Raw genomic sequence first — 24,621 nt, forward strand, 5'->3', positions numbered from 1 at the left:
GCGTTGTAATTGTATATTTGTAACCTTAATTGTGAGATAAGATGTTGGGCATAGTTTTTTTATTCCTGAATATAGGTACCGGCGAAATGGTGTTGATCATTTTCGCGGCGCTGATGCTGTTTGGCGGCGAGAAATTGCCCGAGATAGCGCGCGGCCTTGGGAAGGGGATCCGCGATTTTAAAGATGCTTCGGACGATGTTAAACGCGAGATAAACAACCAGATAAATAATTACGAGGATAAAAAATCGGATCTAAAAAAATCTTTGGAGCTGGAAGAAAAGCCTAAAGAGGAACTCCCGGCATACGTTGCCCCTGAGTATACCCCAATAGAAGGCACCCTGCCGGCTTTTGAAGGCCAGGCCGCTACCGATGCTATTGAAGACCATACCGAACTGGGCAACCCGGAAGCGCCCGAAACTTACGAAAGCGAACCGGAATTAAAGCACCCCGTTACCGGCAGCGCAAACGGCTCATCCATCAACCTGAGCAAGAGCGAAGAGCCCGAGAACAAGACTATCGAAGAAGAATATAAATAACACAAAAATATTAACATACATAAAAATTAAAGAAAATGGGATTAGGCGCACCAGAAATTATTCTGATCATTATCGCAATACTAATATTGTTTGGCGGTAAAAAAATTCCTGAACTGATGAAAGGTTTGGGTAAAGGCGTAAAAGAATTTAAAGACGCTCAGAACGGCGAAAACACCACAGCTTCAGAAGAAAAATCGAAGTTATAATTGCCGGTTTCTTATTGGGCAGCTTTGCAGCTGTTTAAACTTATAAACTTATCTGTTGAAATAGTTATGCTTCAACGGATAAGTTTTTTATTTTAGGCCCCATGTCTAAAGATTTTTCCTCTTACAAAGAGATTAAGAGAGGGTTACAAAACGGAGCGGTTACAGGCGAAAGCCTGGTAAAAGGTTACTTGCAGCAGATAAAGGCAAATGCCCGTTTAAATGTTTTTAACGAAGTTTTTGAGCAGGAAGCGCTTGTTTCTGCCAAAGCTGTAGATGCGCGTATCAAAAGCGGTACTGCCGGCAGGCTGGCCGGTATGGTTATCGCTATAAAAGATAACATCTGCTATAAAGATCATAAGGTAACGGCGTCTTCCCGTATCCTGGAAGATTTTACCTCCATCTATTCATCCACCATTGTAGAGCGTTTATTAGCCGAAGATGCCATCATCATTGGCCGCTGCAATTGCGATGAATTTGCCATGGGTGCGGCTAACGAAAACTCTTTTTTTGGCGCGGTAAAGAATTTTGCTGATGAAACCCGTGTTTCGGGCGGATCATCCGGCGGCTCGGCGGTTGCGGTGCAGGCCGGTATGTGCCATGCTGCTATAGGTACCGATACCGGCGGCTCGGTGAGGCAGCCCGCGTCGTTTTGCGGGGTGGTGGGCTTTAAGCCAACCTACGGCCGCATCTCCAGGCACGGCATCATCTCATACGCCTCCTCGTTCGACCAGGTGGGCACACTGACAAAATCTGTTGACGATGCGGCCTTGCTATTCGAAATAATGGCCGGTGCAGATGAGTTTGACGGTACCCTTTCGCAAAGGCCCGTTCCCAAGGCCGATGCGCATACCAAAGACAGCGGCAAAAAGAAGATCGCCTATTTACAGGAAGCGTTATCCAGCCCTGGGGTGGATGCCGATGTAAAGAACACGCTGATCAATTCCATAGAAAAACTAAGGGCCGAGGGGCATGCGGTAAAAGCCATCTCTTTTGAATATTTAGAATACCTGGTGCCTGCTTACTATATTTTGGCCATGGCCGAGGCATCCAGCAACCTGGCCCGGTACGATGGCGTACATTACGGTTATCGCAGCCCCAACGCAACCGATCTTACCTCCACTTACAAGCTTTCCCGCTCGGAAGGGTTTGGTAAAGAGGTAAAACGCCGCATTATGCTGGGCACATTTGTGTTAAGTGCCGGTTACTACGATGCTTATTACGCAAAGGCCCAAAAAGTACGTCGGCTGATCAAAGAACAAACCAACAAGATCCTACAGGAGTACGATTTCCTGCTCACCCCAACCGCTCCCGAACCTGCCTTCCCGATAGGGAAAAAGGAAAAAGACCCGGTGGTAACCTACCTGTATGATATTTTTACAGTACAGGCGTCGCTGGCTGGTTTGCCCGCCATCTCGTTGCCAACCGGCAATAACAGCAAGGGTTTGCCGTTAGGTTTGCAGCTATTGGGTAAGGGTTTTGCCGAGGAAGAACTGTTGAATTTCTCTGAATATTTCTTGCAGCTATAGAAAAATTATACATTAGTAAATAATTTCCCCGGGGGCCTCTGCTGCCGGGCATAACCTAATTTATGAAGAAATTCTTTACGTTTATTATCTGCGTGGCGGCACTGCAGCTAATTAAAGCGGATAGTTTGTACGCTCAATCGTTCAATGCAGATACTGCGGCGCTGCTGCCTGTAAGGGAAGTGGCGGTTTCCAAATACCAGGATGTTATTTTTAAGCGCCGGCTGGATTCTATTCAAAAGGATGTACCGCTGGATTATAACGGCTACGTGCAGGGCTATATAGATGTGTATATGAGCCGCCGCGACGAGATCGGCCGTTTCCTGGGCCTCTCCAAATATTACTTCCCCATTTATGAAAAAGCTTTCCGCGATGCGGGAGTGCCCGAAGAGATCAAATATCTGTCGATAGTAGAATCGGCGCTGAACCCGAACGCGGTATCGCGCGTGGGAGCCGCCGGTCCCTGGCAATTCATGTCGGAAACGGCCAAGATCTACGGCCTAAAAATGACCGATTATGTGGATGAGCGCCGCGACCCCATCCAATCCAGCCAGGCTGCCGCCGCTTACCTGCGCGATGCTTACCAGCAATTTGGCGATTGGCTGCTGGCCATCGCATCGTACAACTGCGGTAAAAGCAACGTAGAGAATGCCCTCGCCAAAACCGGCGCTACCGATTACTGGTCCATCCGCCAGTTATTGCCCGCCGAAACACGGGGCTATGTGCCGGCATACATTGCCATTAGCTATGCCATGAATTATTACAACCGGCACGGCATTCGCCCGCAACCTACCGATATACCGATGGAGAACGATACGGTTAGTGTGAACCGGATAGTGCCCATGAGCCGTATAGCTGCCGCATTAGGGATGGACCTAAAAGACCTGGTAACCCTTAACCCCAGCTATCGGATGCTTATCGTAAACGGTTCCTCGGCCGCGCCGCGAAGGATCCTGGCGCCGCATTCGCATAAAGAACGTTTTACAGTTTTAGCACAGGCAGTAGATAATCCTAATTATGTGATACCGGCATACCGGCCCGTTTATGTAGCACCCCCGCAGGTAAAACCTAAACCAGTAGCAGTACAAACTGTGGCGCAAGCAACGCCGGTAGCTCAAAACGCGGCTGTTCAAACGGGGACAACTGCGCCTGCAATAGTGCCAATGGCTAATATGCCCCAATATTATAAAACGGTAAAAGGCGATACTTTGGCTACTATAGCAGCAAAGTACGGGCTTAAGGTAGAGGACCTGATGGGTTGGAACAAACAATTGGGCGATAATAAAAATATACCCCTGGTTCCCGGGCTTACCGTTAACCTAAGCAGGGGGTAATAAATATCCAATAGTGGCCGGGTTTCGATGTATTTCGAAACCCGGCCTTTTTTATTACCAGCTTTCAAAAAAAGTAATCGTAATTTTGGGGGCTTGAATTAGAGAAGATGAATAAACCAAATCGTAAACAGGACGCCTTAAATTACCACTCCAAAGGCCGCCCGGGTAAAATACAGGTAGTGCCAACCAAGCCTACCAATTCTCAACGAGATTTAACTTTAGCTTACTCCCCGGGTGTTGCCGAGCCTTGCCGCGCAATTGCCGAAAACGTGGATGATGTATATAAATACACTGCCAAAGGTAACCTGGTTGCTGTGATCAGTAACGGTACCGCTGTACTTGGGCTGGGTAATATTGGTCCCGAAGCCAGTAAGCCGGTAATGGAGGGCAAGGGCCTGCTGTTTAAAATTTATGCCGATATCGATGTGTTCGATCTGGAGATAAATGCCAAAACGGTTGATGAATTTGTAACGATAGTAAAGGCGCTGGAGCCAACCTTCGGCGGCATAAACCTGGAGGATATATCGGCCCCAACCTGCTTTGAGATAGAGCGGAGATTGAAGGCCGAAATGAAGATCCCCGTAATGCACGATGATCAACATGGTACAGCCATTATATCTGGCGCGGCGCTAATGAACGCCTGCGAGATCCAGGGGAAAAAGCTGGATAAGATAAAAATGGTTGTGAACGGCGCGGGTGCCGCGGCGGTTTCCTGCTCAAAAATGTACCTGTCGCTGGGAGTGAAGAAAGAGAACCTGGTGATGTTTGATATCAACGGTGTGCTGGATACCAGCCGGACCGACTTGGACGACATCCGTATGGAGTTTGCCACCGAACGCAAGGATGTTAAAACCCTTGCCGATGCCATGAAGAACGCCGATGTATTTGTGGGTCTTTCGGCAGGTAACGTGGTTACCCCGGCAATGCTGGTGAGCATGGCCAAAAACCCCGTGGTATTTGCTATGGCCAACCCCGAGCCCGAGATCAGTTACGATTTGGCAGTTGCCGCTCGTAAGGATATCATTATGGCCACCGGCCGCTCAGATTTCCCTAACCAGGTGAACAACGTATTGGGTTTCCCCTACATTTTCCGCGGAGCGCTGGATGTAAGGGCAACCGCCATTAACGAAGAAATGAAAATTGCCGCGGTACACGCCATAGCCGAAATGGCTAAAAAGCCGGTACCCGAGGCGGTTAACTTAGCATATAATATTACCAACCTCAAATTCGGCAGGGATTATATTATCCCTAAACCGATGGACCAGAGGTTAATTACGGAGGTGTCGTCCGCTGTGGCACGTGCTGCTATGGAAAGCGGTGTTGCCCGTAAAGCCATTACCGATTGGGATGCTTATAACGAGGAGCTGCTATCGCGATTAGGCACCAATAACAAGCTGATGCGCGATATTACCAACAAGGCCAAACAAGCGCCAAAACGGGTGGTATTTGCCGAAGCGGATACTTACAAGATCTTACGCGCAGCCCAGATCGTTAAAGATGAAGGCATCGCCACGCCAATTCTTTTAGGTAATATAGAGAAGATAAAGGCCATTATGCGCGAGAACGAGCTGGACTTGGGCGATGTGCAGATGATAGATACCCGCGACGATTGCGCACGTTTGCAGGAATTTACCGAGTTTCTGTTCAAAAAACGCCAGCGCCGCGGCCTCACCAAGCAGGAAGCACGTAAAACCATCATCGACCGTAACTACTATGGCGCTTGTATGGTGCAGTTTGGCGAAGCGGATGCGCTGATTTCCGGCCTAACCAAAAACTACGCGGATACCATTAAACCCGCGCTGCAGATCATCGGTACAGATGAAGGTGTTAACCGGGTTGCCGGTATGTACCTCATGATAACCCAAAAAGGCCCTGTATTTTTTGGCGATACCACCGTAAACATTAACCCCAGCGTAGAAGAACTGGTAGATATTACCGTACTGATAGAAAAAGCGGTATCGTACTTTATTCCTAAGCCAAGGGTAGCGCTGTTATCGTACTCTAACTTTGGTTCCAACAAAGGCGAGATCCCGGAGAAAACTGCCGAAGCCGTGCGGATACTGCATGAGAAATACCCTAATATGATAGTTGATGGGGAGATGCAGGCTAACTTTGCATTGAACCCTGAGTTGCTGAGAGACAATTTTGAATTTTCTACGCTGAACGGCAAACCGGCCAATACGCTTATTTTCCCGGGCTTGGCATCGGGCAACATTGCTTACAAGCTATTGCAGGAAATTGGCGGCGCAGAAGCTGTTGGCCCTATTTTATTAGGATTGAAAAAACCGGTGCACGTATTGCAATTGGGCAGCAGCGTGCGCGAAATTGTAAACATGGTTACCATTGCGGTGGTAGATGCCCAGGAAAAAAGCCGCGCGGCAGCATCACCAAAAGCACGTAAAGCAAAATAAAGTATGTACGATTATATTGAAGGTAAGCTGGCCTTTAAAAGCCCGGCGCATGTAGTAATTGATGCGGGGGGCGTTGGCTACCACATCAATATTTCGGTAAATACTTTTTCTCGCGTTGGCGATACGGAAAGGTGCAAGTTATACGTTTGGTTACATGTAAAAGAAGACGCGCACACCCTGTACGGTTTTGCCGATGAGGGCGAGCGCAAACTTTTTTTGCACCTGGTATCAATATCAGGCATAGGCCCCAACACTGCGCGCATGATGTTGTCGTCCATCACCCCCGATGAGATTCGCAACGCCATAGTACAGGGTAATGTCCCGCTTATCCAACGGATAAAGGGGATAGGGCCTAAATCGGCACAGCGCATCATATTAGAACTTCAGGACAAACTTCGCAAGGAAGGCCCCGACACTTTGACAGTTGTGTCAGGGTTAAAAACGGTAAAAGAAGAGGCGCTTTCAGCCCTTGTTATGTTAGGATTTGTGCGTAACGTTGCCGAAAAGGTATTGGACCAGGAGATTGCCAAAAATAGTGGCCCGTTAACTGTGGAACAGCTTATTAAATTTGCATTAAAAAGCTTATAATTACCTATAATTAAAATAACCCTTGGTTAAAAATTTTACTTGTAAACTTTTTATAGGTACGCTTTTTTTATCCGCATTTTGCGGAACAGGGAAACTATTAGCCCAGCAGCAGGGAGCGGGGCAGCAGCCAATACCCGGGCAAACCACCATACCACGCCCCGGTACGCAGCAAAACACACCACAAACACAACAATCAACACAAAGCAACGCGCCTGCCGATACCACGCGGCCCCGTAATACCGCGCCTTTAAGTAATGCGCCAAAACTCACCAAAACCCGCAACCAATGGGCGTTGGAAGGCCTTTTTGATGTAGACCCACCCGGCACCACGCGAACGGTGGAGTATGACCTGGCAACAAATACCTACATCATTTACAAAAAACTGGGGAATTTAAATTATGGCGTGCCGCTGTACTTAAGCCCGGCAGAATACCTTAAGCTACAGCAAAAAGGCGTGCAGCGCGAGTACTACAAACAATTGGCCGATAATTATGCTTACGAATCGCAACAGCCGGGCTTTATACCGCAAATAAAAGTTCGCAGTAAAACATTCGAGCAGATCTTCGGCAGCTCTAATATTAACATTCGCCCACAAGGTTCGGCAGAGGTGATATTAGCCGGGCAGATCAACAAGAACGAGAACCCGCTATTTAACACCCGGCAGCGCAGCCAGTTCAATTTTAATTTCGATCAGCGAATCCAGCTGAACGTTACCGGCGATATTGGCGATAAGCTGAAGATAAGCACCAACTACAATACTGAGGCGCAGTTTCAGTTTGAGAACCAGATAAAGCTGGATTACACCGGCCACCCCGACGAGATCATCCAAAAAATAGAGGCCGGTACCGTAAGTATGCCGCTTAACACCTCGCTTATTACGGGCAGCCAGGCGCTTTTCGGTGTAAAAACAAAGCTGAAGTTTGGTAAGCTGGATATTACAACCATCCTGTCGCAGCAGCGCTCTCAATCAAAAAGCATCACCATTACCAATGGTTCGCAGCAGGGGAATATCGCGCTAACGGCTGCGGAGTACGAATCTAACAAGCACTTCTTCCTGTCGCAATATTTCAGGAATAACTATAACCGGGCGCTGGCCAATATCCCTATCATCAGTTCCAACATCAACATCACTAAAATTGAGGTTTGGACAACCAACCGTACCAACGTTACCACCGATAGCCGCGATATACTGGCCTTTCTGGACTTGGGCGAAAACAGGCCCTACAATACCGCCCTGGTGCAGGGTGGCCCGGGCTTTAGCGGGCTGCCTGCGGGTTTCCAGGGGCCGGGCTTTACGCAGCAGTCCAACACGCTGTTGCAAAACTTACCGGCGACTGCGCGTATCACCAACTCCAACGATGTTGCTACTTATTTCCGCGCTACCGGCGCTACGGATAACTATGCCAAGCTAACCTACGCCCGCAAGCTTACTCCTACCGAATACACGCTCCATCCGCAACTGGGCTACATATCCTTAAATTACCCGCTGGAAAACGACCAGGTGCTGGCGGTTGCTTATCAATATTCTTACAACGGGCAAGTGTACCAGGTGGGCGAATTTAGCAGCGATGTAGCGGTTGACCCGGCAACGCCGAAAGCGCTTTTTGTAAAATTATTAAAGAACGAGTTGCTGAAAACCAACCTGCCAACCTGGGACCTGATGATGAAAAACATCTATTCGCTGGGTGCGTATGGTATCAGTCCGTCGAACTTTAAACTGAACGTTAGCCGTTTGGATGATAAATCGGGCATCGAGAAAACGATAATGGACGAGGGCACCAACACCAAAAGCAAGCGCTGGCTGCAGCTAACCGGCGTGGATAACCTCGATCAGCAAAACGATAAGCGCCCCGATGGTTATTTCGACTTTTTGGAGGGCATCACCATCGATTCGCAGAACGGGCGCATCATGTTCCCGGTGCTGGAACCCTTCGGCTCCGACCTCGCGAAGCAATTTACGGCAGGTGAAACGGACCTGGCAACCCGATACGTGTACCAGCCGCTGTACGATTCTACCAAAACCATCGCGCAGCAATTCTTCCCCAAGCTAAACAGGTATCTCATTAAAGGTACTTATACGTCCACCCAGGGATCGGAATACCAGTTGAACGCGGTGAATATTCCGCAGGGCTCGGTAGTGGTTACCGCGGGCAATTTAAAATTGAACGAGGGTGCGGATTATACCGTTGATTACAGCTCGGGCCGGATCCGCATCCTTAACCAGGCCTTGCTTTCATCGGGCCAGCCCATCAACATCAAAATAGAAAATAACGAACTGTTTGGCGTTCAGCAAAAATCCCTTTGGGGCACCCGGCTGGATTACCGGGCAAGCAATAAACTGGCCCTGGGTGCTACGTTTATGCACCTTACCGAGCAGCCCATTACCCAAAACGAGGTAGTAGGAGAGGAGTCGATCTCCAACAGCATCTTCGGTTTCGATGCCAATTACAGCACTACTTCAAGGCTTTTAACGCGGTTGGTAGATAAGATTCCTTTAATAAATACCAAGGCGCCATCAACCATTAACCTGAGTGGTGAGTTTGCCAGGCTGATGCCGGGCAGCCCGGGCGCGCTGAACTTTGCGGGCTCTAAGAACGGTACATCTTACCTGGACGATTTTGAGAACAGCCGTTCTATCATTGATATTAAAAGCGCGGTGAGTTGGCAAATTGCCGGTACGCCGCAAATGTTCCCCGAATCGCAGCTATTTAACGATTTGAGCTATGGCTACAACCGCGCCCGCCTGGCCTTTTATAATATCGACCCGATATTTTACACCAGTGCCGGTAATATCCCGGTAAACCGTACCGACCTATCTAACCACTACGTAAGGCAGGTGATAGAGCAGGAAGTGTTCCCGTTCAAGCAATCGGTAACCGGGCAGCCGTTAACCTTATCAACCCTTAACCTTGCCTTTTATCCAACAGCGCGCGGGCAATACAACTACAGCACATCCGGTATCAATACAGATGGTTCTTTGCAAACCCCAAAAAATCGCTGGGGCGGTATCTTCCGCAAACTGGAAACCAACGATTTTGAATCTAACAATATTGGGTACATCGAATTTTGGGTGCTCGATCCATTTATTTACAAACCCGCCTCGCAGGGTGGCGACCTGTATTTTAACCTTGGGAGCATCTCTGAGGATATCCTGAAAGACGGTCGCAAAAGCTTAGAGAACAGCATACCCGTAGATGGCGCTACCGATAAAACCGACGAAACCGTTTGGGGCCGGGTATCAAAACTGCAGCCGGTTATAAATGCTTTTGATAATAACCCCGACTCGCGCCGCTTGCAGGATATTGGTTTAGATGGTTTGAACGATACGGATGAGCAATCGAAATTTGCCAACGTGGTAAACCAGGCGAAGGCCGTGTTAAGTCCGCAAGCCGCCACAGCCTTCACCGCCGACCCTTCAACAGATGATTACCGCTACTACCAGGGCCCAGAGCTTGATCAGGCACGTGCCGGTATCTTAGAGCGTTACAGCCGCTATAATGGTACCGAGGGTAACTCCAAAACCGCAGAGCAATCACAGGCGGAGCTTGGTTTGCAAACATCGGCATCAACTTCGCTGCCCGACGGTGAAGACATTAACCGGGATAACAACATGAGCCAAACGGATGAGTACTTCCAATACCGGGTATCCATCCGCCCGCAGGATATGCTGGTTGGCCAAAACTATATCAGCGATAAAGTAACTTCCAACGTAAAGCTGGCCAATGGCCAAACCGAAGCCGTTACCTGGTACCAGTTCAGGATCCCGGTGACCGATTACCAGAGCAAAGTGGGCAATATTCAGGATTTTAAAGCCATCCGCTTTATGCGTATGTTCATGACTAACTTTGCCGATACATCGGTATTGCGCTTTGCCACCCTGCAGCTGGTACGCGGCGAATGGCGTAGCTTTAACGCTCAAAATAACCCGCTGAATGTCATCGCCGATCCGGCCATCCAAAACCCAACGGTTGATAACTCGGAACTGGATGTACAAGCCGTGAATATTGAGGAGAACGGTAACCGTACACCAATACCTTACGTGGTGCCGCCGGGTATTAACCGCCAGCGTAACTACAATAACCTGCAAACCGATACCAAGCTAAACGAGCAATCGTTATCGTTAAAGGTTAGTAACCTGCGCGATGGTTACTCGAGAGCGGCCTTCCGAACATTTTTTAACGATCTGCGGTCGTACAAAAAGATCCAGATGTTTATCCATGCCGAGGGCGAGCAGTTGAAGGATAACGACGTGAATGCCTTTATCCGCCTGGGGGTTGATTACCAGGACAACTATTACGAATACGAAGTGCCCCTGGCCATTACCCAGCCCGGCACCCGCGACCCCGGCGCCATATGGCCCGCAAGTAACGAACTAAACCTGCAGCTGGGCCTGCTTACCAGCGCCAAACTTGCCCGTAACAATGCCAAGCTAAACGGCCTGCCATGGCCGTTCACCACACCGTTTATTTATACCGACGGGCATAACAAAGTAACCATAAAGGGCCAGCCCGATCTGAGCCGCCTGCGTACCATTATGGTTGGTGTGCGCAACCCATATAAAGGCAATAATACTGGCGCGGATGATGGGCTCGATAAAACCGGTACGCTATGGTTTGACGAATTGCGCCTGACGGATTTTGATCAGCGCGGCGGCTGGGCAGCCACTGCAAGGGCCGATTTCGCCCTGGCCGACTTTGCTAATATTACCCTATCGGGAAGTAAAAGTACGGTGGGTTTTGGCTCGCTGGATTCGCGTGTGAGCGACAGGAGCCGCAGCGATAACCAGATCTATGATATATCGGGCAGTGTGGAACTGGGCAAATTCTTCCCGGCAAAAAGCGGTATTAAAATACCCGCGTATATCAACGTAAGCAACCAGGTGGCCACCCCACAGTACGACCCGCAATCGCCGGATGTGGAATTGAAGAAAACGCTGGCTGCCGCCCCAACTTCTCAGGCCAGGGATTCTATCCGTAACGTATCGATAGATTATACCATGCGCAAGAGCATCAACTTTACCAATGTGCATAAAGAGCGTACCGATGCCAGCGCCCCGGTGCATGTATGGGATATTGAGAACTTTAACGCCACCTACGCTTACACTGAATACACCCACCACGATTTTATAGTGGAGAGCGACCTGGCCCGCACCTATCGTGTAAGCCTGGCCTATAATTACAGCAACCAGCCGAAATATTATACGCCTTTCGGCAAAATCATTAAAAGTAACCTGCTGGCTTTGGCGAGGGATTTCAACTTCAGCATACTGCCATCAAGGCTGAACTTCAGCATTAATTTCGACCGGTTTTATTCGGAGAACACGCTGCGGAATAACGACCCGAACAACTATATCCCTATACCTACCAGCTTCAACAAAAACTTTAATATTACCCGCGTTTATGGTATCGGCTGGAATCTATCCAAATCGCTGCAGATGGATATCGATGCTACCAACCTTTCGGTAGTGGACGAGCCTGCAGGCCGTATCAATGGTTTAAAACGCGATACCCTTTGGGAAAACCTGAAAAGGCTGGGCCGCACCACCAACTACAACCACACCATCAACTTTAACTATACCACGCCGATAAACAAAATTCCCGGGCTGGACTGGACAGCCCTGATAGCTCGTTACAGCACCCACTTTAACTGGCAAACCCAGCCCGAGTTCGCGATAAATAACCCCGATTATAACATTGGTAACAGTATCCAAAACTCGCGCACCATACAGCTAAACCCTACGCTAAACTTTACCACGTTTTACAATAAATTTAAAGCTCTGCGCAAAGGCAATAATGATAAGGGCGGTGTGGGCAGTTTCTTCCTCGGTATATTAACCAGTATAAAAAACTTAAGTGGTACCTATACCCGTACCGAGGGTACTTTTCTGCCGGGCTATTTACCGCAGTCGAATTTCTTTGGGCAAGATTTTTCTTACGACTCGCCGGGCATAGGCTTCCTGCTGGGCAGCCAGGCAGATTTGCGTAATAAAGCGATAGAAAGGGGATGGATAACCACCGATACGCTGCAAAATCAGCCCTACGTAACCACCTTTAATTCCGATCTGCGCCTTCGTGGTATCATCGAACCCATCAAAGACCTGCGGATCGAGCTGATCGCTTTTAAAACCCAGGATCGTAATTACCAAACCAACTTTAAGTACCTCGCCAGTACAAACAGTATCGAGAACCTGAGCCCTACAACTTCGGGTACGTATAGCGTTTCTATTTTGAGCTTCGCCACGGCGTTCTCCAAATCAACAGGGATAAACAATACATCGACTACGTTCCAGCAGTTTTTGGATAACCGGGCGGTTATTTCTAAGCGATTGGGAGGGACCAACCCTAACTCTACCGGCACCACAAACGGCTTTGCAGATGGCTACGGGGCAAATGCGCAGAACGTACTGGTGCCCGCCTTCCTGGCGGCTTATACAGGTAAGGATGCTGGCAGTTCGTCTTTAAGCCAGTTCCCGGAGACGCCGATCCCCAACTGGCAGATCAGTTACAGCGGGCTGGGCAAAATGCCGTTCTTCACCGAGCTGTTCGATTCTTTCGACCTGAGGCATGGCTACCGCTCCTCGTATAACGTAAACGGTTATACCACCCTGTTGCAGTACCAGGAAGCCAATGGTGGTGTAAGCGCGCGCGATGTAAATACCGATTTCCTGCCCTTTTACCAGATGACACAGGTGAGCATTTTTGAGCAGTTTGTGCCGCTTTTGGGTGTGGATGTGCGTTTTAAAAACAGCATGACCGCCAATATGGAGTTCCGTAAAACGCGTACCCTGGCGCTAAGCCTGTTGAACAGCCAGCTGGCCCAGCAAACCGAGAATATTGTGGTGTTTGGCTTTGGTTACCGCCCAAAAAATTTCCGGATGCCTTTTGGCTGGTTTGGCGGAAAAACCAATAACGATATCAACTTTAAGCTGGATGTAGCTATCCGCGATAATAAAACCCTGATATACCGCGCAGATGTAGAAGCCGCGGAGGTATCATCCGGCGCAAAAAATATCACCATGCGCCCATCGATAGATTACGTGATCAACCAGCGCTTTAATTTGAATATCTTTTACGATAGCAATATTACCAAGCCCTATACTTCGCAAACGTTCAATACCTCGTTCACAAATTTTGGGTTGAATTTGAAGTTGTTGCTGCAATAGGGGATAGTTGAGATTCTTAACGACGAGGGACTCACCCCGACGACGCTACGCTGGTCGACCCTCTCTGCTTCGCAAAGAGGGTGAAGAAAACGATTTCAATTGGGTTTAGAAAAGGAAGAGCAAAACCACTCACTATTCACCACTCCCCATTAACACTCCGGCAAACTAATAGGAATATTAATAGCCAGCCCGCCATCCGATGTTTCTTTGTATTTGGAGTTCATATCCAGCGCGGTTTGCCACATGGTGCGTACCACGGCATCCAGGCTTACTTTGGCTTTATCTGGGTTGCTTTGCAGGGCAAGCTGCGTGGCGGTGATGGCTTTGATGGCGCCCATGGTGTTGCGCTCGATACACGGCACCTGTACCAGCCCGCCGATAGGGTCGCAAGTGAGGCCGAGGTGGTGTTCCATGGCAATTTCGGCGGCCATTAAAACCTGGCGTTGGCTGCCGCCCAATACTTCGGTAAGCGCAGCAGCGGCCATCGCCGATGATACGCCGATCTCGGCCTGGCAGCCGCCCATTGCGGCAGATATGGTTGCGCCCTTTTTAAAGATGCTGCCCACCTCCGATGCCGTAAACATAAACTGGATGATGCGCTCTTCGCTAAAACCATCGCAATAGCAAATAAAATACTGCAGCACCGCCGGGATAACCCCCGCAGCGCCATTGGTAGGCGCGGTAACCACACGGCCAAAGCTGGCGTTCTCTTCGTTAACGGCCAGCGCGAAGCAGCTCACCCAATCTAAAATATTTTGGAAACTGTTGCCGGTTTCGCGGATGGCGGCAACCCATTCGGTATAATTACTGTAACTGCGCCCGGCCATCAGTCGTTTGTTTAGCGCGAAGGCACGGCGGGCTACGTTGAGGCCGCCGGGCAGGCTGCCGGTAGTATGGCAGCCGCGGTACATGCATTCCGTCATCACCTTAAATATTTGCAGGGTGCCGGCGCGGGTATCTGCCTCGCTGCGCCAGGCTGCCTCATTCTCGGCAACTACTTCTGATATTTTGAGCCCGGTTTTCAGGCACCAGTGCAGCAGGTCGCCGGCGGTATCTATCGGGAAGGGTAGGTCTACCTCTGCTTTGTGCGATGCGTTCGCGCCCTCTTTCACTACAAAACCACCGCCGATGGAATAAAAGGTTGCCGATACCGCTTTACCATTACTTAAAAAAGCCTGAAAGGTAACCGCGTTAGGGTGAAAGGGGAGGCTCTCGGTAAAGAGAAAAAGCATGTCATCATCAAAATGAAAGCTTACTTCTTTGATGCCGCCAAGCATTAGCTTGTGCCCGGTGGTTATCTCCGCAATTTTACTGCTGATCTTATCTACCTCAAAGGTAACCGGGTCGTCGCCGCTTAAACCCAGGAGGATAGCGATATCGGTGCCGTGGCCCTTGCCGGTTTTGGCCAGCGAGCCATAAAGCAAAACTTTAAGCTCTACTACCAGGGGCAGTGCACCTTGTTCGGCAAGCAGGGCCACAAACTGTTGGGCCGCGCGCCATGGCCCAAGCGTATGCGAACTGGATGGGCCAATGCCGATCTTAAACATATCGAATACCGAAATTTGCTCTCTTTGCATCATCACAAAACTAATGATAGTAACAGAATATTTTTTTGGTTAAACGCTTTTAAAATTAAGTTTCATTTAATAATTTAAACCACACTTTAAACTCAAAAACCTTAACACAAATGGAACAGAATTACGATTCGAACTTTGCTATTCAAATGGCCATGTTTCTTAGTATCATTATGATACCAGTACTCATCGTTTCGGTGATCGTATTGATAGCCTATTGGAAAATATTCGAGAAAGCCGGCAAACCTGGTTGGGCCGCCATTGTACCTATTTATAACATAATTGTACTATTGGAAATTGTGGGGAAACCACTTTGGTGGATATTGCTTTTGATATTTCCCTGTACATCAATTTTTATAAGCATTTGGCTGTTAAACTTATTAAGTAAAAGCTTTGGACAGAGCGAAGGCTTTACCGTAGGGCTTTTATTTCTACCATTTATATTTTTCCCATTGCTTGGCTTTGGCAATTATCAGTATGTTGGCCCGGCAGGTGCGGGCTTTGTGGGGCATAATACTTATGATCCTTCAGCAAATTATAAAGACCCGATTAATCCGCCGCAGGCATAATGCAATTATCACTATTTGTACCCTGTAGCCTGGCATTTACCAACTGGCTGCAGGGGCATTTACTTCCATGCCCTTTTAAGTATTTTACGGGGATAGATTGCCCCGGTTGCGGTTTCCAGCGCTCGGTAGTAGCGTTGATGCAGGGCCAGTTAAATACCAGCCTGGCGCTTTACCCGGCTACCATACCCTTGTTGCTGGCTATTGTTTATACCTTTGCTGATAACTTTTTTAAGTTGGATACGCCCCAAAAAGTAATAAAAAAAACCAGCTACATTACGGTAGCCGGCATTATGCTCATTAGCTATACTATTAAAATGGCCCACCTTTACGGCTTATAACACCTCCGCCTGGGTAATGTAGAAGCTATAATCTTTACCCAGGGTTTGCAGAAATTTAAGGTCGTTCATCTCCGGCGGGGTGCTTATGCCCAGGTGCTGCTTTATACGTGTGGCCATATTGTAAACCACCACGCTGTTGCCCGTTTTTATATAAGTGTTTATCACTTCGCTTATCAGTTCAATATCCTGCTCGCTTAGCTGCGCGGCGGACGAAAAGGTAGGCTCGTAACCTTCGGCTGCGGGCATAAAGGCGACATGGCTTATTTTGGTACGCGGACTGGTGCGGATGAGGATAGTGCCTGCTACCAGGTCGCCCACGCGCTGCACCTTTTCGCTTATGGCAGCCACTACCAGGGCTACGGCGCCCATGCTGATCCCAAAATCAACTATGCGGAAGAGCCACCTGAGCAGGTATTGGCTAAACCGGGGCTGTGCGCCATCAAGGCTCACCACCTTTATTTTCATCACCTTTTTGCCTACCGACTGCCCGTTCATAAAATACTCGCAAACGAGATCGTAAAAAACGTAGGCGGTACCGTAAATGACAATGAGTACAATTATAGAACTCCTCATGCCATCGAGGCTGAGACCGGTGATAATAAACAGTATATACAATAGGAAGAAAATACCAAAATCTATAATACTTGCCACGATACGTTCGCCCAGCCCGGCCAGTTCATAGTCTATATCGATGTTTTGGGAGGTGGTTATCCGTACGGTTTGCATGTTAACAAATATATATGCTCAATTTGCTGGTTTTTTGTTGAATTATAAAACTTTTGTAATTATTTTAACGCCATAATAATTAACCTGGGCCGGGATCAATGCGCGAACCGATTTTTGTAAAACAGAATGCCCAAAAATGGGAGCGGTTTGAGAACTCGCAGGGCCGGGGCCCCGATGAGTTGGCCGATAGCTTTATCCAGATAACCGACGACCTGGCTTACGCCAAAACCTTCTATCCAAAATCAAAAACCACGGCCTATTTAAATGGACTGGCCGGCAGGTTCCATCAGTCCATCTACAAAAACAAAAGCGAAAAAGGCAACCGCTTTATTACTTTTTGGAAGTACGAGTTGCCGCTGTTGTTTTACAAACACCGTAAGCCTTTACTATACGCTTTCAGCTTTTTTATGGTTTTTTGCCTCATCGGGTGGCTATCGGCCATGTACGATGAAAACTTTGTACGGCTGATAATGGGCGACCGGTATGTAGACGAAACTAACGCCAATATTGCCCGCGGCGAGCCGTTTGGCGTTTATAACAGCGAATCGGAGTTTTTAATGTTTGTTGGAATAGCCGCTAATAATATATATGTATCGCTGGTTACGTTTGTAAGCGGTATCATCTTCTCGGTAGGCTCGCTTTATCACCTGTTTCGCAACGGCATTATGCTGGGCGCGTTTCAGTATTACTTTTTTAGTAAAGGGTTGGGGCTGCAATCGGTACTGGTGATCTGGATCCACGGCACGCTGGAGATCTCGGCCATTGTAATAGCCGGGGGAGCGGGGCTGGTAATGGGCAACAGCTTTTTATTTCCCAAAACATACACCCGGATGGAGTCGCTGAAAAAAGGCGCGGCCGATGGCATGAAAATAGCCATAGGGCTGGTGCCCATATTTTTAACCGCCGCTTTTTTTGAAGGCTTTGTAACCCGCCATACCCACATGCCCATTTGGCTGAGCGTCGGCATATTAGGCTCATCGCTTTTGTTCATGATCTGGTACGTGATACTATACCCCCGCAAAATTTATAAAACAGCATATGGAACCTAATATAGAACTGGCCAAACCCCGCGATTTTGGCGAAATCGTAAGCGATACCTTTTTGTTTATCCGCCAAAACTTTAAAGGGCTGTTAAAAAGCTTTTTTATTTTCTGCGGATTTTTCATGGTGGCCGGTGGGCTGGCTATGTGCATAATGCAATACAAAACCAACTACACTGTTAACCGGCAAATTGCGGGCGGTGCTGCCGAATTTGGGATGATCCCCGAGCTCATCGTAAGTATTATAGCGGTTTTAGTGTTTGCCATGCTGGCCTTTACCGCAAACCTGGTTACCATCATTTGCTACGTAACGTTGTACAAGAATAAAGGGAATATTGAACCCACAACGGAAGAGATCTGGGCGTATTTCAAATACTATTTTTTAAGGGTATTTGTGGCCATTATTGTTATTTGGGTACTGCTGGCAGTTGGTTACATGGTGTGCCTTTTACCCGGCATTTGGCTGTTCCCGATATTAGGGCTGATATTTCCGATCATGATCGTTGAGAACGCCAGCTTTGGCGATGCTTTTAGCCGCGCCTTTAAGCTTATCAGCAATAACTGGTGGATAACCGCGGGCGCTGTTTTTATAGTATGGCTGATAGCTTATTGTATGATGTTCTTCATCAGCCTGCCTTTATCGTTGGTAAATGTATCCAGCATGTTGCTGCGCCCTCAAACGGTGCCTCACCTGTCGCTGGCGCAGATCATATTCAGTACGGTATTACAGCAGCTGATGCAGGTATTATTGGTGATACCCACCATTGGCATATGCCTTTGCTATTTTAACCTCACCGAAAGTAAAGACGGCACCAGCCTGCTGAATCGTATTGATAAATTTGGCGGGCAAAACACACAACCCGATCTACCATCTGAGGAATATTAAATGCTGCGTACCGCCCCCCTGTTTGTTTTTTTGCTGATAGCCAACCTGTGTTTTGCAGGCCCGGATACGCCTGCTGTGCTCAAAAAGATCATAGTTAAGAAAGATACGGTAGCGGTAAATAAAAAACCGGCTGTTATTATTACAGATACAACAACCATCGCGCAACGGAGCCTGGATACCGCGGCCCTCAACAAATACAAAAGATCGCCCGAGTTTAAATATGAGGAAAAGTACGACGGCCCATCCTGGTGGACGCGCTTTTGGCGATGGTTTTGGAATTGGCTTGGCAACTTGCTTGGCAGAGCAACAAAACATGAAGGCGCGATGTCGTCATTCTTCCTGTTCCTAAAATACTTTTTTATTGCGGCGGGCCTTTCGGCGCTGGTGTTTTTAATATTGAAACTCTCGGGCATTAACATGATGCACCTTTTCCGTAAAAAGCCATACTCCACGTTGGCCTACTCCGAATCGGTAGAGAATATCCACGAGATTGATTTTGAGGCCGAGATAGAAAAGGCCATTGCTGTACATAACTACCGGTTTGCTGTGCGCCTGCTTTATTTACGCAGCCTGAAACAGCTGAGCGATAACGGGCTTATTAACTGGCAGATCAATAAAACAAACACCAATTACGTGTACGAGCTTACCAACGCGGAGCAGCGCGAAGCCTTTAAACGGATTACCCTGCAGTTTGAATATGTTTGGTATGGGGATTTTTTAATAAACGGCGAGATCTTTAAAAGGATAAACGCGCTTTTCAGCACCTTTAAAAGCAGCGCCGAATGAAAGATTTTAAAATATATATCGGTATCGCCTCGGCATTGTTGCTGGTTTACCTTATTGCGCAATACAATAAGCCCAACCCGGTTAACTGGACCAATACCCTATATTATAACGACAAGATACCCTTTGGTACCTTTGTGCTGTATAACCAACTCAACGATCTTTTCCCCGATGCTGGGGTAATCCGCACCAATCAATCGGCTTACAGCGTTTTTAGCGATACTACCATGATGCCGGGTAATTACCTCATTATTGCCAATAATCTGGAGCTGAATAAGGAAGATTATACGGCGATGGTGAAATACATCAGCGCCGGTAATTCGGTATTTATCAGTGCGTTCGACTGGGGAGGGATGGTGACCGATACCCTCAAACTAAATCTGAACAACGAATTTGGCAAAAAGTCTGTCGGTGTAAATTTTAGCAATCCCAAACTGAAGCGTGCCGAAAACTATGTGTTTGATAAACACCTCACCGACCAATACTTCAAAAAATTTGATACCACGCGGGCAACCGTCATCGGTGAAAACTCGCTGGGGCATGCCAACTTTATCAGCTATACATTCGGCAAGGGGAAACTGTTCCTGTTTGCCAACCCGCAAGTGTTCACCAATTACAGTCTGTTAAAGCCGCAAAGCGCTGATTATGCCGAAAAGGCGCTATCCTATCTGCCCGAAGATGCTGAAAACGTTTATTGGGACCAGTATCAAAACCACGATATCCCAACGGACGAATCGCCTATGCGGGTGTTTTTCCAGCATGCGGCCTTGCAATGGGCGTACTACCTGGCGCTGGCCAGTATGTTGCTGTTTGTAGTTTACGAAATTAAGCGCAGGCAGCGCATCATCCCGATAGTGGAACCGCTGAAGAACTCCACACTGGAGTTTGTAACCGTGGTGGGCAGAGTATACTATGAGCAGCGCGACAATGCCAACATCGCGGCAAAGAAGATACTGTATTTTTCGGACCACCTGCGCACCGCGTTTAATCTTAAGTCCGCGGGTTATAACCACGAGTTCATATCCCTGCTCGCCAATAAAACCGGTATCGATCTGTTGTTCGCAGGCGAACTGGTGAGGCATATTAATTACCTTCTACCGCAAAAGCACATTACCGACCACGAACTTATTGTACTAAACCAGTTAATAGAAAAATTTTATATTCAATCCGGCTCACATGGAAAATGAAAACTTTGAACAACGAACAGACCTTAGCAAGCTAAGCAGCGCTGTTGAAAAAATAAAGGCCACGCTCTCCAAAATTATTGTTGGGCAGCAACAGGTTATAGACCTGGTTATTGCCGGCATCCTGGCCGATGGACATATCCTGATAGAGGGTGTGCCGGGTGTGGCGAAAACGCTAACCGCCAAACTGATCGCCAAAGCCGTTGATGTGAAATACTCCCGCATCCAGTTCACGCCCGATCTGATGCCCTCTGATGTGTTGGGTACGCCGGTATTCAATCCCCAAACCGCTGGCTTTGAGTTTAAGCGCGGGCCTATTTTTGGCAATATTATTTTGATAGACGAGATCAACCGGGCACCGGCCAAAACACAGTCGGCCCTGTTTGAGGTGATGGAAGAGCGCCAGGTAACCATGGATAGCCACACCTATAAAATGGAAGAGCCCTTTATTGTACTGGCTACCCAAAACCCGGTTGAGCAGGAAGGGACCTACCGCCTGCCCGAAGCGCAGCTGGACAGGTTCCTGTTTAAAATAGAGATCAAATATCCCTCGCTGGAAGAGGAGATAACCATTGTTACCCAGCAGCACCAGCAAAAAACCGCCGATCAGTTAAACGATATTAAACCTGTTTTAGCCGGGGCGGACATCATCGCTTTGCGCCAACAGGTGAGGGCGCTTTATGTTGAGCCGAAGATACTGGCCTTTGCCGCGCAGATCATCCACGAAACACGCAACAATCGCTCGATATATTTAGGGGGCTCTCCGCGCGCATCGCTGGCTATAGTAAATGCAGCCAAAGCTATCGCTGCCATCAACGGGCGCGATTTTGTAACGCCTGATGACATTATTTTAGTTGCCGCCCCGGTATTGCGCCACCGCATTATGCTAACGCCCGATAAGGAAATGGAAGGCGTGCTGCCCGATGATGTAATTGCCCAGATAATCCAAAAAATTGAGATCCCACGATAAAAGCAGGTGAAGAAACTATCAGAGCTGTTTTACACCAATTTATTTTTAACAGGCAGGCTTTTCCTGGCGCTGGCCTGCAGCGTTGTGTTCTTTTTGTTTTCGTTCTTCTTCCCATGGCTTGGCGACCTGCCCGAATTTTTCTTTTGGGGCCTGGTACTGCTCACCTTTATCGATCTGCTGATGCTTTACCGGGTAAAGGATGCCATGTTTGCCAAAAGACATGCGCCCGAGCGACTGAGCAACAGCGATGATAACGAGTTGGGGATCTATATCGAAAATCGTTATTCGTTTTCGGTATCGGTGGGTATTATAGATGAGATCCCTGTGCAGTTTCAGAAGCGCGATGTATGGTTTAAAACGAGTTTAAAGGCCGGTGAGCACAAACTCATCAGTTACCTATTAAGGCCGCTTAAACGCGGCGAATATGTGTTTGGGAGCATCAGGGTGTTTGTGCGTTCGCCGCTTGGCCTGGTAAGCAGGCGATTTAACTTTGGGCAGGCCGAAACGCTGCCGGTGTACCCATCGTTTTTGCAGATGCGCAAGTACGAGCTGATGGCCATATCCAACCGGCTCACCGAGATCGGCATCAAAAAAATCCGCCGGCTTGGGCACAGCCTGGAGTTTGAACAGATAAAAAATTATGTACCCGGCGATGACTACCGCAACATTAACTGGAAGGCCTCGGCACGCCAGGGCAGCTTAATGACCAACTCCTACACAGACGAAAAATCGCAGCAGGTGTATTGCGTGATAGATAAATCGCGCGCCATGAAGATGCCGTTTGAGGGTCTGAGCCTGCTGGATTATGCCATTAATGCCAGCCTGGTACTCAGCAACGTGGCCTTGTTAAAAGAAGATAAGGCCGGGCTGATCACTATAGCCGAGAAGGTGGGTTCGGTAATACCCGCGGATAAAAAGCATACACAGATAAACAAGATCCTGGAGATATTATACAAAGAGAAAACCCGGTACCTGGAAACCAATATGGAGGCGCTTTACAGCACCATCCGTAACGTGGTGAAACAGCGCAGCCTAATTGTTTTCTTTACCAATTATGAGAGTTTGCCCGCTTTACAAAGGCAACTGCCATTTTTAAAGCGGATCTCAAGGTTTCACCTGCTGCTGGTGGTTTTCTTTGAGAACACAGAACTAAAGCAGGTAAGCGAGCAGCCCGCCAATGATGTGGAGCAGATCTACATCAAAACCATCGCCGAAAAATTTGCTTATGATAAAAAACTTATCGTAAAAGAACTGGCCGCTCACGGTATCCAATCCATATTAAGCACTCCTCAAAATTTAACCATTAATACCATTAACAGGTATTTGGAGTTGAAGGCTAAGCAGAGGATATAACAATCAAAATACTCCATCATGTCATTTCGATGAGCAGCGGGGAGGAGACGAGCGAGAGGGCGAAGAGAAATCTTCGACGGCAAGCTGAGTGGTAATGCAATAACCACCATATATATCGTAGGGGATAGAAAGCAACCATATAATAACCCATATTAAGCTATGTGGAATTACAATACATGTACATAACCACTAACCCCGGGAAAACCACTTTATATGTTGGAATGACCAACGATGTAGGCATTAGGACCCTTCAGCATAAAGAAAATAAGGGAACAAATAATTCGTTTGCAGGTAAATACTAACGCTATTGTCTTGTTTATTACGAGCATTTCACGCATGTTGAGCATGCGATTGCCCGGGAGAAGGAGGTGAAGAAATGGCGAAGGGAAAAGAAAATTGCGCTTATTGAGTCGGTAAATCCAACTTGGCGATTTTTAAACGACGAGGTTATTGAGTAGTTTCACATATACACCCCCTTTGTCATTTCGAACGAGCGATAGCGAGGAGAAATCTTCGACGGCTATGTACTACCGCCATGCATATACGCCTTGCAATGTACCGAAGATTTCTCTTCGCGCGGCCCTCTTGCCCGCCCTCCGCTCATCGAAATGACATAATGGAGTTTAGGAGGGGTCTACATCCCCGGCAACTTAACCCCAGCTGCGGCAAGGCCAATAACAATGCGTTCCTGAAGTTCTATTTTGGTGGAGAGGAAGTTGGCGGGTTCTACCCAAACGTTTATAGTGAATTTTACGCCATCAATTTCCAGCGCAACTACGCCAACGCGGGTTGCGGGCTCATGCAATATGGCCGGGATGGCCTTTATAGCCTCATTGATGATCTGTTTTACCTGCGGAACAGGGGCGGCGTACCCCAGCTTTATTTCAAAATCAAGGCGACGTTTACCTTCGCGGGTTACGTTTACAATTACCTCGTTAAACAGCTTGCCGTTGGGGATAATTACGGTTTTGTTATCGGCAGTAAGCAATACGGTGTAAAATATTTGTATAGAGGTTACTCTCCCATCCTGCCCCTGTGCAACTATGCTGTCGTCTATCTCAAAAGGTTTCAGCATCAGTATCAATACTCCGCCCGCAAAATTTTGAAGCGTACCTGATAGTGCCAAACCGGCGGCAACACCAAACGCACCAATTATGGTGCTCATAAAGGTTAGTTGAAACCCGATAAGGTTTAATACCGAGAAAATAAGCGCTGCGTACAACGCCGTAACTGATAAGCTTAGGAAAAAAGGCTGTAAAGAGGAATGGACACCAGTGGTATGTATGCGCCGCGTAATACGCGACCTGAAAAGCCGTATAAACCAAAGGCCAACAAAAAATAGCAGCAGCCCGATAACAACCCTCGGCCCATTATCAACCGCCCAAACATGAAATTTATGATAGAATTCTTTTAGCTCCATAGATGGGGGCCAAAATTA

The 24,621-nt window shown here is 48.0% G+C and carries 18 protein-coding genes; 15 read left to right on the plus strand and 3 right to left on the minus strand.

All coding sequences use genetic code 11. From position 1 onward, the window contains the following. The first annotated feature begins 41 nt into the window (after positions 1-41). From IDJ77_RS17350 to sov, 7 genes are all read left to right on the plus strand, one after another. Positions 42-536, plus strand: a complete 495-nt coding sequence (locus tag IDJ77_RS17350) for a Sec-independent protein translocase subunit TatA/TatB (RefSeq protein ID WP_191190249.1) — start codon at positions 42-44, stop codon at positions 534-536. Positions 537-571: 35 nt separating this feature from the next. After that, entirely contained in the window at positions 572-742 is a 171-nt protein-coding gene (locus IDJ77_RS17355) for a Sec-independent protein translocase subunit TatA/TatB (RefSeq protein WP_191190250.1), read from the plus strand. Positions 743-843: 101 nt separating this feature from the next. Next, positions 844-2,268, plus strand: a complete 1,425-nt coding sequence (gene gatA, locus IDJ77_RS17360; protein WP_191190251.1) for an Asp-tRNA(Asn)/Glu-tRNA(Gln) amidotransferase subunit GatA — start codon at positions 844-846, stop codon at positions 2,266-2,268. Between the two features lie 62 nt (positions 2,269-2,330). Then, on the plus strand, positions 2,331-3,599 hold the full coding sequence (locus IDJ77_RS17365) for a lytic transglycosylase domain-containing protein (RefSeq protein ID WP_191190252.1): 1,269 nt from the start codon (positions 2,331-2,333) through the stop codon (positions 3,597-3,599). 107 nt (positions 3,600-3,706) lie between these two features. Continuing rightward, the gene (locus tag IDJ77_RS17370; RefSeq protein WP_191190253.1) at positions 3,707-6,010 is read left to right on the plus strand and encodes an NADP-dependent malic enzyme; all 2,304 of its coding nucleotides are present in this window, start codon (positions 3,707-3,709) and stop codon (positions 6,008-6,010) included. Between the two features lie 3 nt (positions 6,011-6,013). Then, the gene (ruvA, locus tag IDJ77_RS17375) at positions 6,014-6,598 is read left to right on the plus strand and encodes a Holliday junction branch migration protein RuvA (RefSeq protein ID WP_191190254.1); all 585 of its coding nucleotides are present in this window, start codon (positions 6,014-6,016) and stop codon (positions 6,596-6,598) included. Between the two features lie 148 nt (positions 6,599-6,746). Further along, complete coding sequence (gene sov / locus IDJ77_RS17380; RefSeq protein WP_191190456.1) at positions 6,747-13,760, plus strand: T9SS outer membrane translocon Sov/SprA; 7,014 nt, start codon at positions 6,747-6,749, stop codon at positions 13,758-13,760. A 149-nt stretch (positions 13,761-13,909) separates the two neighbouring features. Here the strand turns inward: sov and IDJ77_RS17385 are convergent, their stop codons facing one another. Further along, positions 13,910-15,337: an L-serine ammonia-lyase gene (locus IDJ77_RS17385; protein WP_191190457.1), complete on the minus strand. Its 1,428-nt coding sequence runs from the start codon at positions 15,335-15,337 to the stop codon at positions 13,910-13,912. 110 nt (positions 15,338-15,447) lie between these two features. Here IDJ77_RS17385 and IDJ77_RS17390 point away from each other — a divergent pair, with 110 nt between their 5' ends. Together IDJ77_RS17390 and IDJ77_RS17395 are read left to right on the plus strand one after the other, a co-directional pair. Next, complete coding sequence (locus IDJ77_RS17390; RefSeq protein WP_191190255.1) at positions 15,448-15,903, plus strand: DUF5684 domain-containing protein; 456 nt, start codon at positions 15,448-15,450, stop codon at positions 15,901-15,903. Next, on the plus strand, positions 15,903-16,241 hold the full coding sequence (locus IDJ77_RS17395; protein WP_191190256.1) for a DUF2752 domain-containing protein: 339 nt from the start codon (positions 15,903-15,905) through the stop codon (positions 16,239-16,241). The genes IDJ77_RS17390 and IDJ77_RS17395 overlap by 1 nt, the downstream gene beginning before the upstream one ends. Here IDJ77_RS17395 and IDJ77_RS17400 read toward each other — a convergent pair. Further along, positions 16,236-16,967, minus strand: a complete 732-nt coding sequence (locus IDJ77_RS17400; protein ID WP_191190257.1) for an RDD family protein — start codon at positions 16,965-16,967, stop codon at positions 16,236-16,238. The two genes, IDJ77_RS17395 and IDJ77_RS17400, sit on opposite strands and share 6 nt — an antisense overlap. Positions 16,968-17,065: 98 nt before the next feature. Between IDJ77_RS17400 and IDJ77_RS17405 the strand changes: the two genes are divergently transcribed. From IDJ77_RS17405 to IDJ77_RS17430, 6 genes are read left to right on the plus strand one after another with little or no spacing between them, the layout of a single operon-like run. Next, positions 17,066-18,016: a stage II sporulation protein M gene (locus IDJ77_RS17405; protein ID WP_191190258.1), complete on the plus strand. Its 951-nt coding sequence runs from the start codon at positions 17,066-17,068 to the stop codon at positions 18,014-18,016. Further along, positions 18,006-18,893, plus strand: coding sequence for a hypothetical protein (locus IDJ77_RS17410; RefSeq protein ID WP_191190259.1), 888 nt, complete (start codon positions 18,006-18,008; stop codon positions 18,891-18,893). The genes IDJ77_RS17405 and IDJ77_RS17410 overlap by 11 nt, the downstream gene beginning before the upstream one ends. After that, on the plus strand, positions 18,894-19,679 hold the full coding sequence (locus tag IDJ77_RS17415; protein ID WP_191190260.1) for a DUF4129 domain-containing protein: 786 nt from the start codon (positions 18,894-18,896) through the stop codon (positions 19,677-19,679). Beyond that, positions 19,676-20,863: a DUF4350 domain-containing protein gene (locus IDJ77_RS17420; RefSeq protein WP_191190261.1), complete on the plus strand. Its 1,188-nt coding sequence runs from the start codon at positions 19,676-19,678 to the stop codon at positions 20,861-20,863. The genes IDJ77_RS17415 and IDJ77_RS17420 overlap by 4 nt, the downstream gene beginning before the upstream one ends. Further along, positions 20,853-21,830 carry an AAA family ATPase gene (locus IDJ77_RS17425; RefSeq protein WP_191190262.1) on the plus strand — a complete coding sequence of 326 codons (978 nt, stop codon included), beginning with the start codon at positions 20,853-20,855 and terminating at the stop codon, positions 21,828-21,830. The genes IDJ77_RS17420 and IDJ77_RS17425 overlap by 11 nt, the downstream gene beginning before the upstream one ends. Positions 21,831-21,836: 6 nt before the next feature. Further along, the gene (locus tag IDJ77_RS17430; RefSeq protein WP_191190263.1) at positions 21,837-23,183 is read left to right on the plus strand and encodes a DUF58 domain-containing protein; all 1,347 of its coding nucleotides are present in this window, start codon (positions 21,837-21,839) and stop codon (positions 23,181-23,183) included. 634 nt (positions 23,184-23,817) lie between these two features. On the opposite strand, the gene IDJ77_RS17435 is transcribed toward IDJ77_RS17430, so the two are convergent. Then, positions 23,818-24,348: a mechanosensitive ion channel family protein gene (locus tag IDJ77_RS17435; protein WP_394368035.1), complete on the minus strand. Its 531-nt coding sequence runs from the start codon at positions 24,346-24,348 to the stop codon at positions 23,818-23,820. Positions 24,349-24,621: the final 273 nt, after the last annotated feature.

Origin of the sequence: Mucilaginibacter pankratovii, assembly GCF_014773265.1 — a bacterium.
In the GTDB taxonomy this organism is placed as follows: domain Bacteria; phylum Bacteroidota; class Bacteroidia; order Sphingobacteriales; family Sphingobacteriaceae; genus Mucilaginibacter; species Mucilaginibacter pankratovii.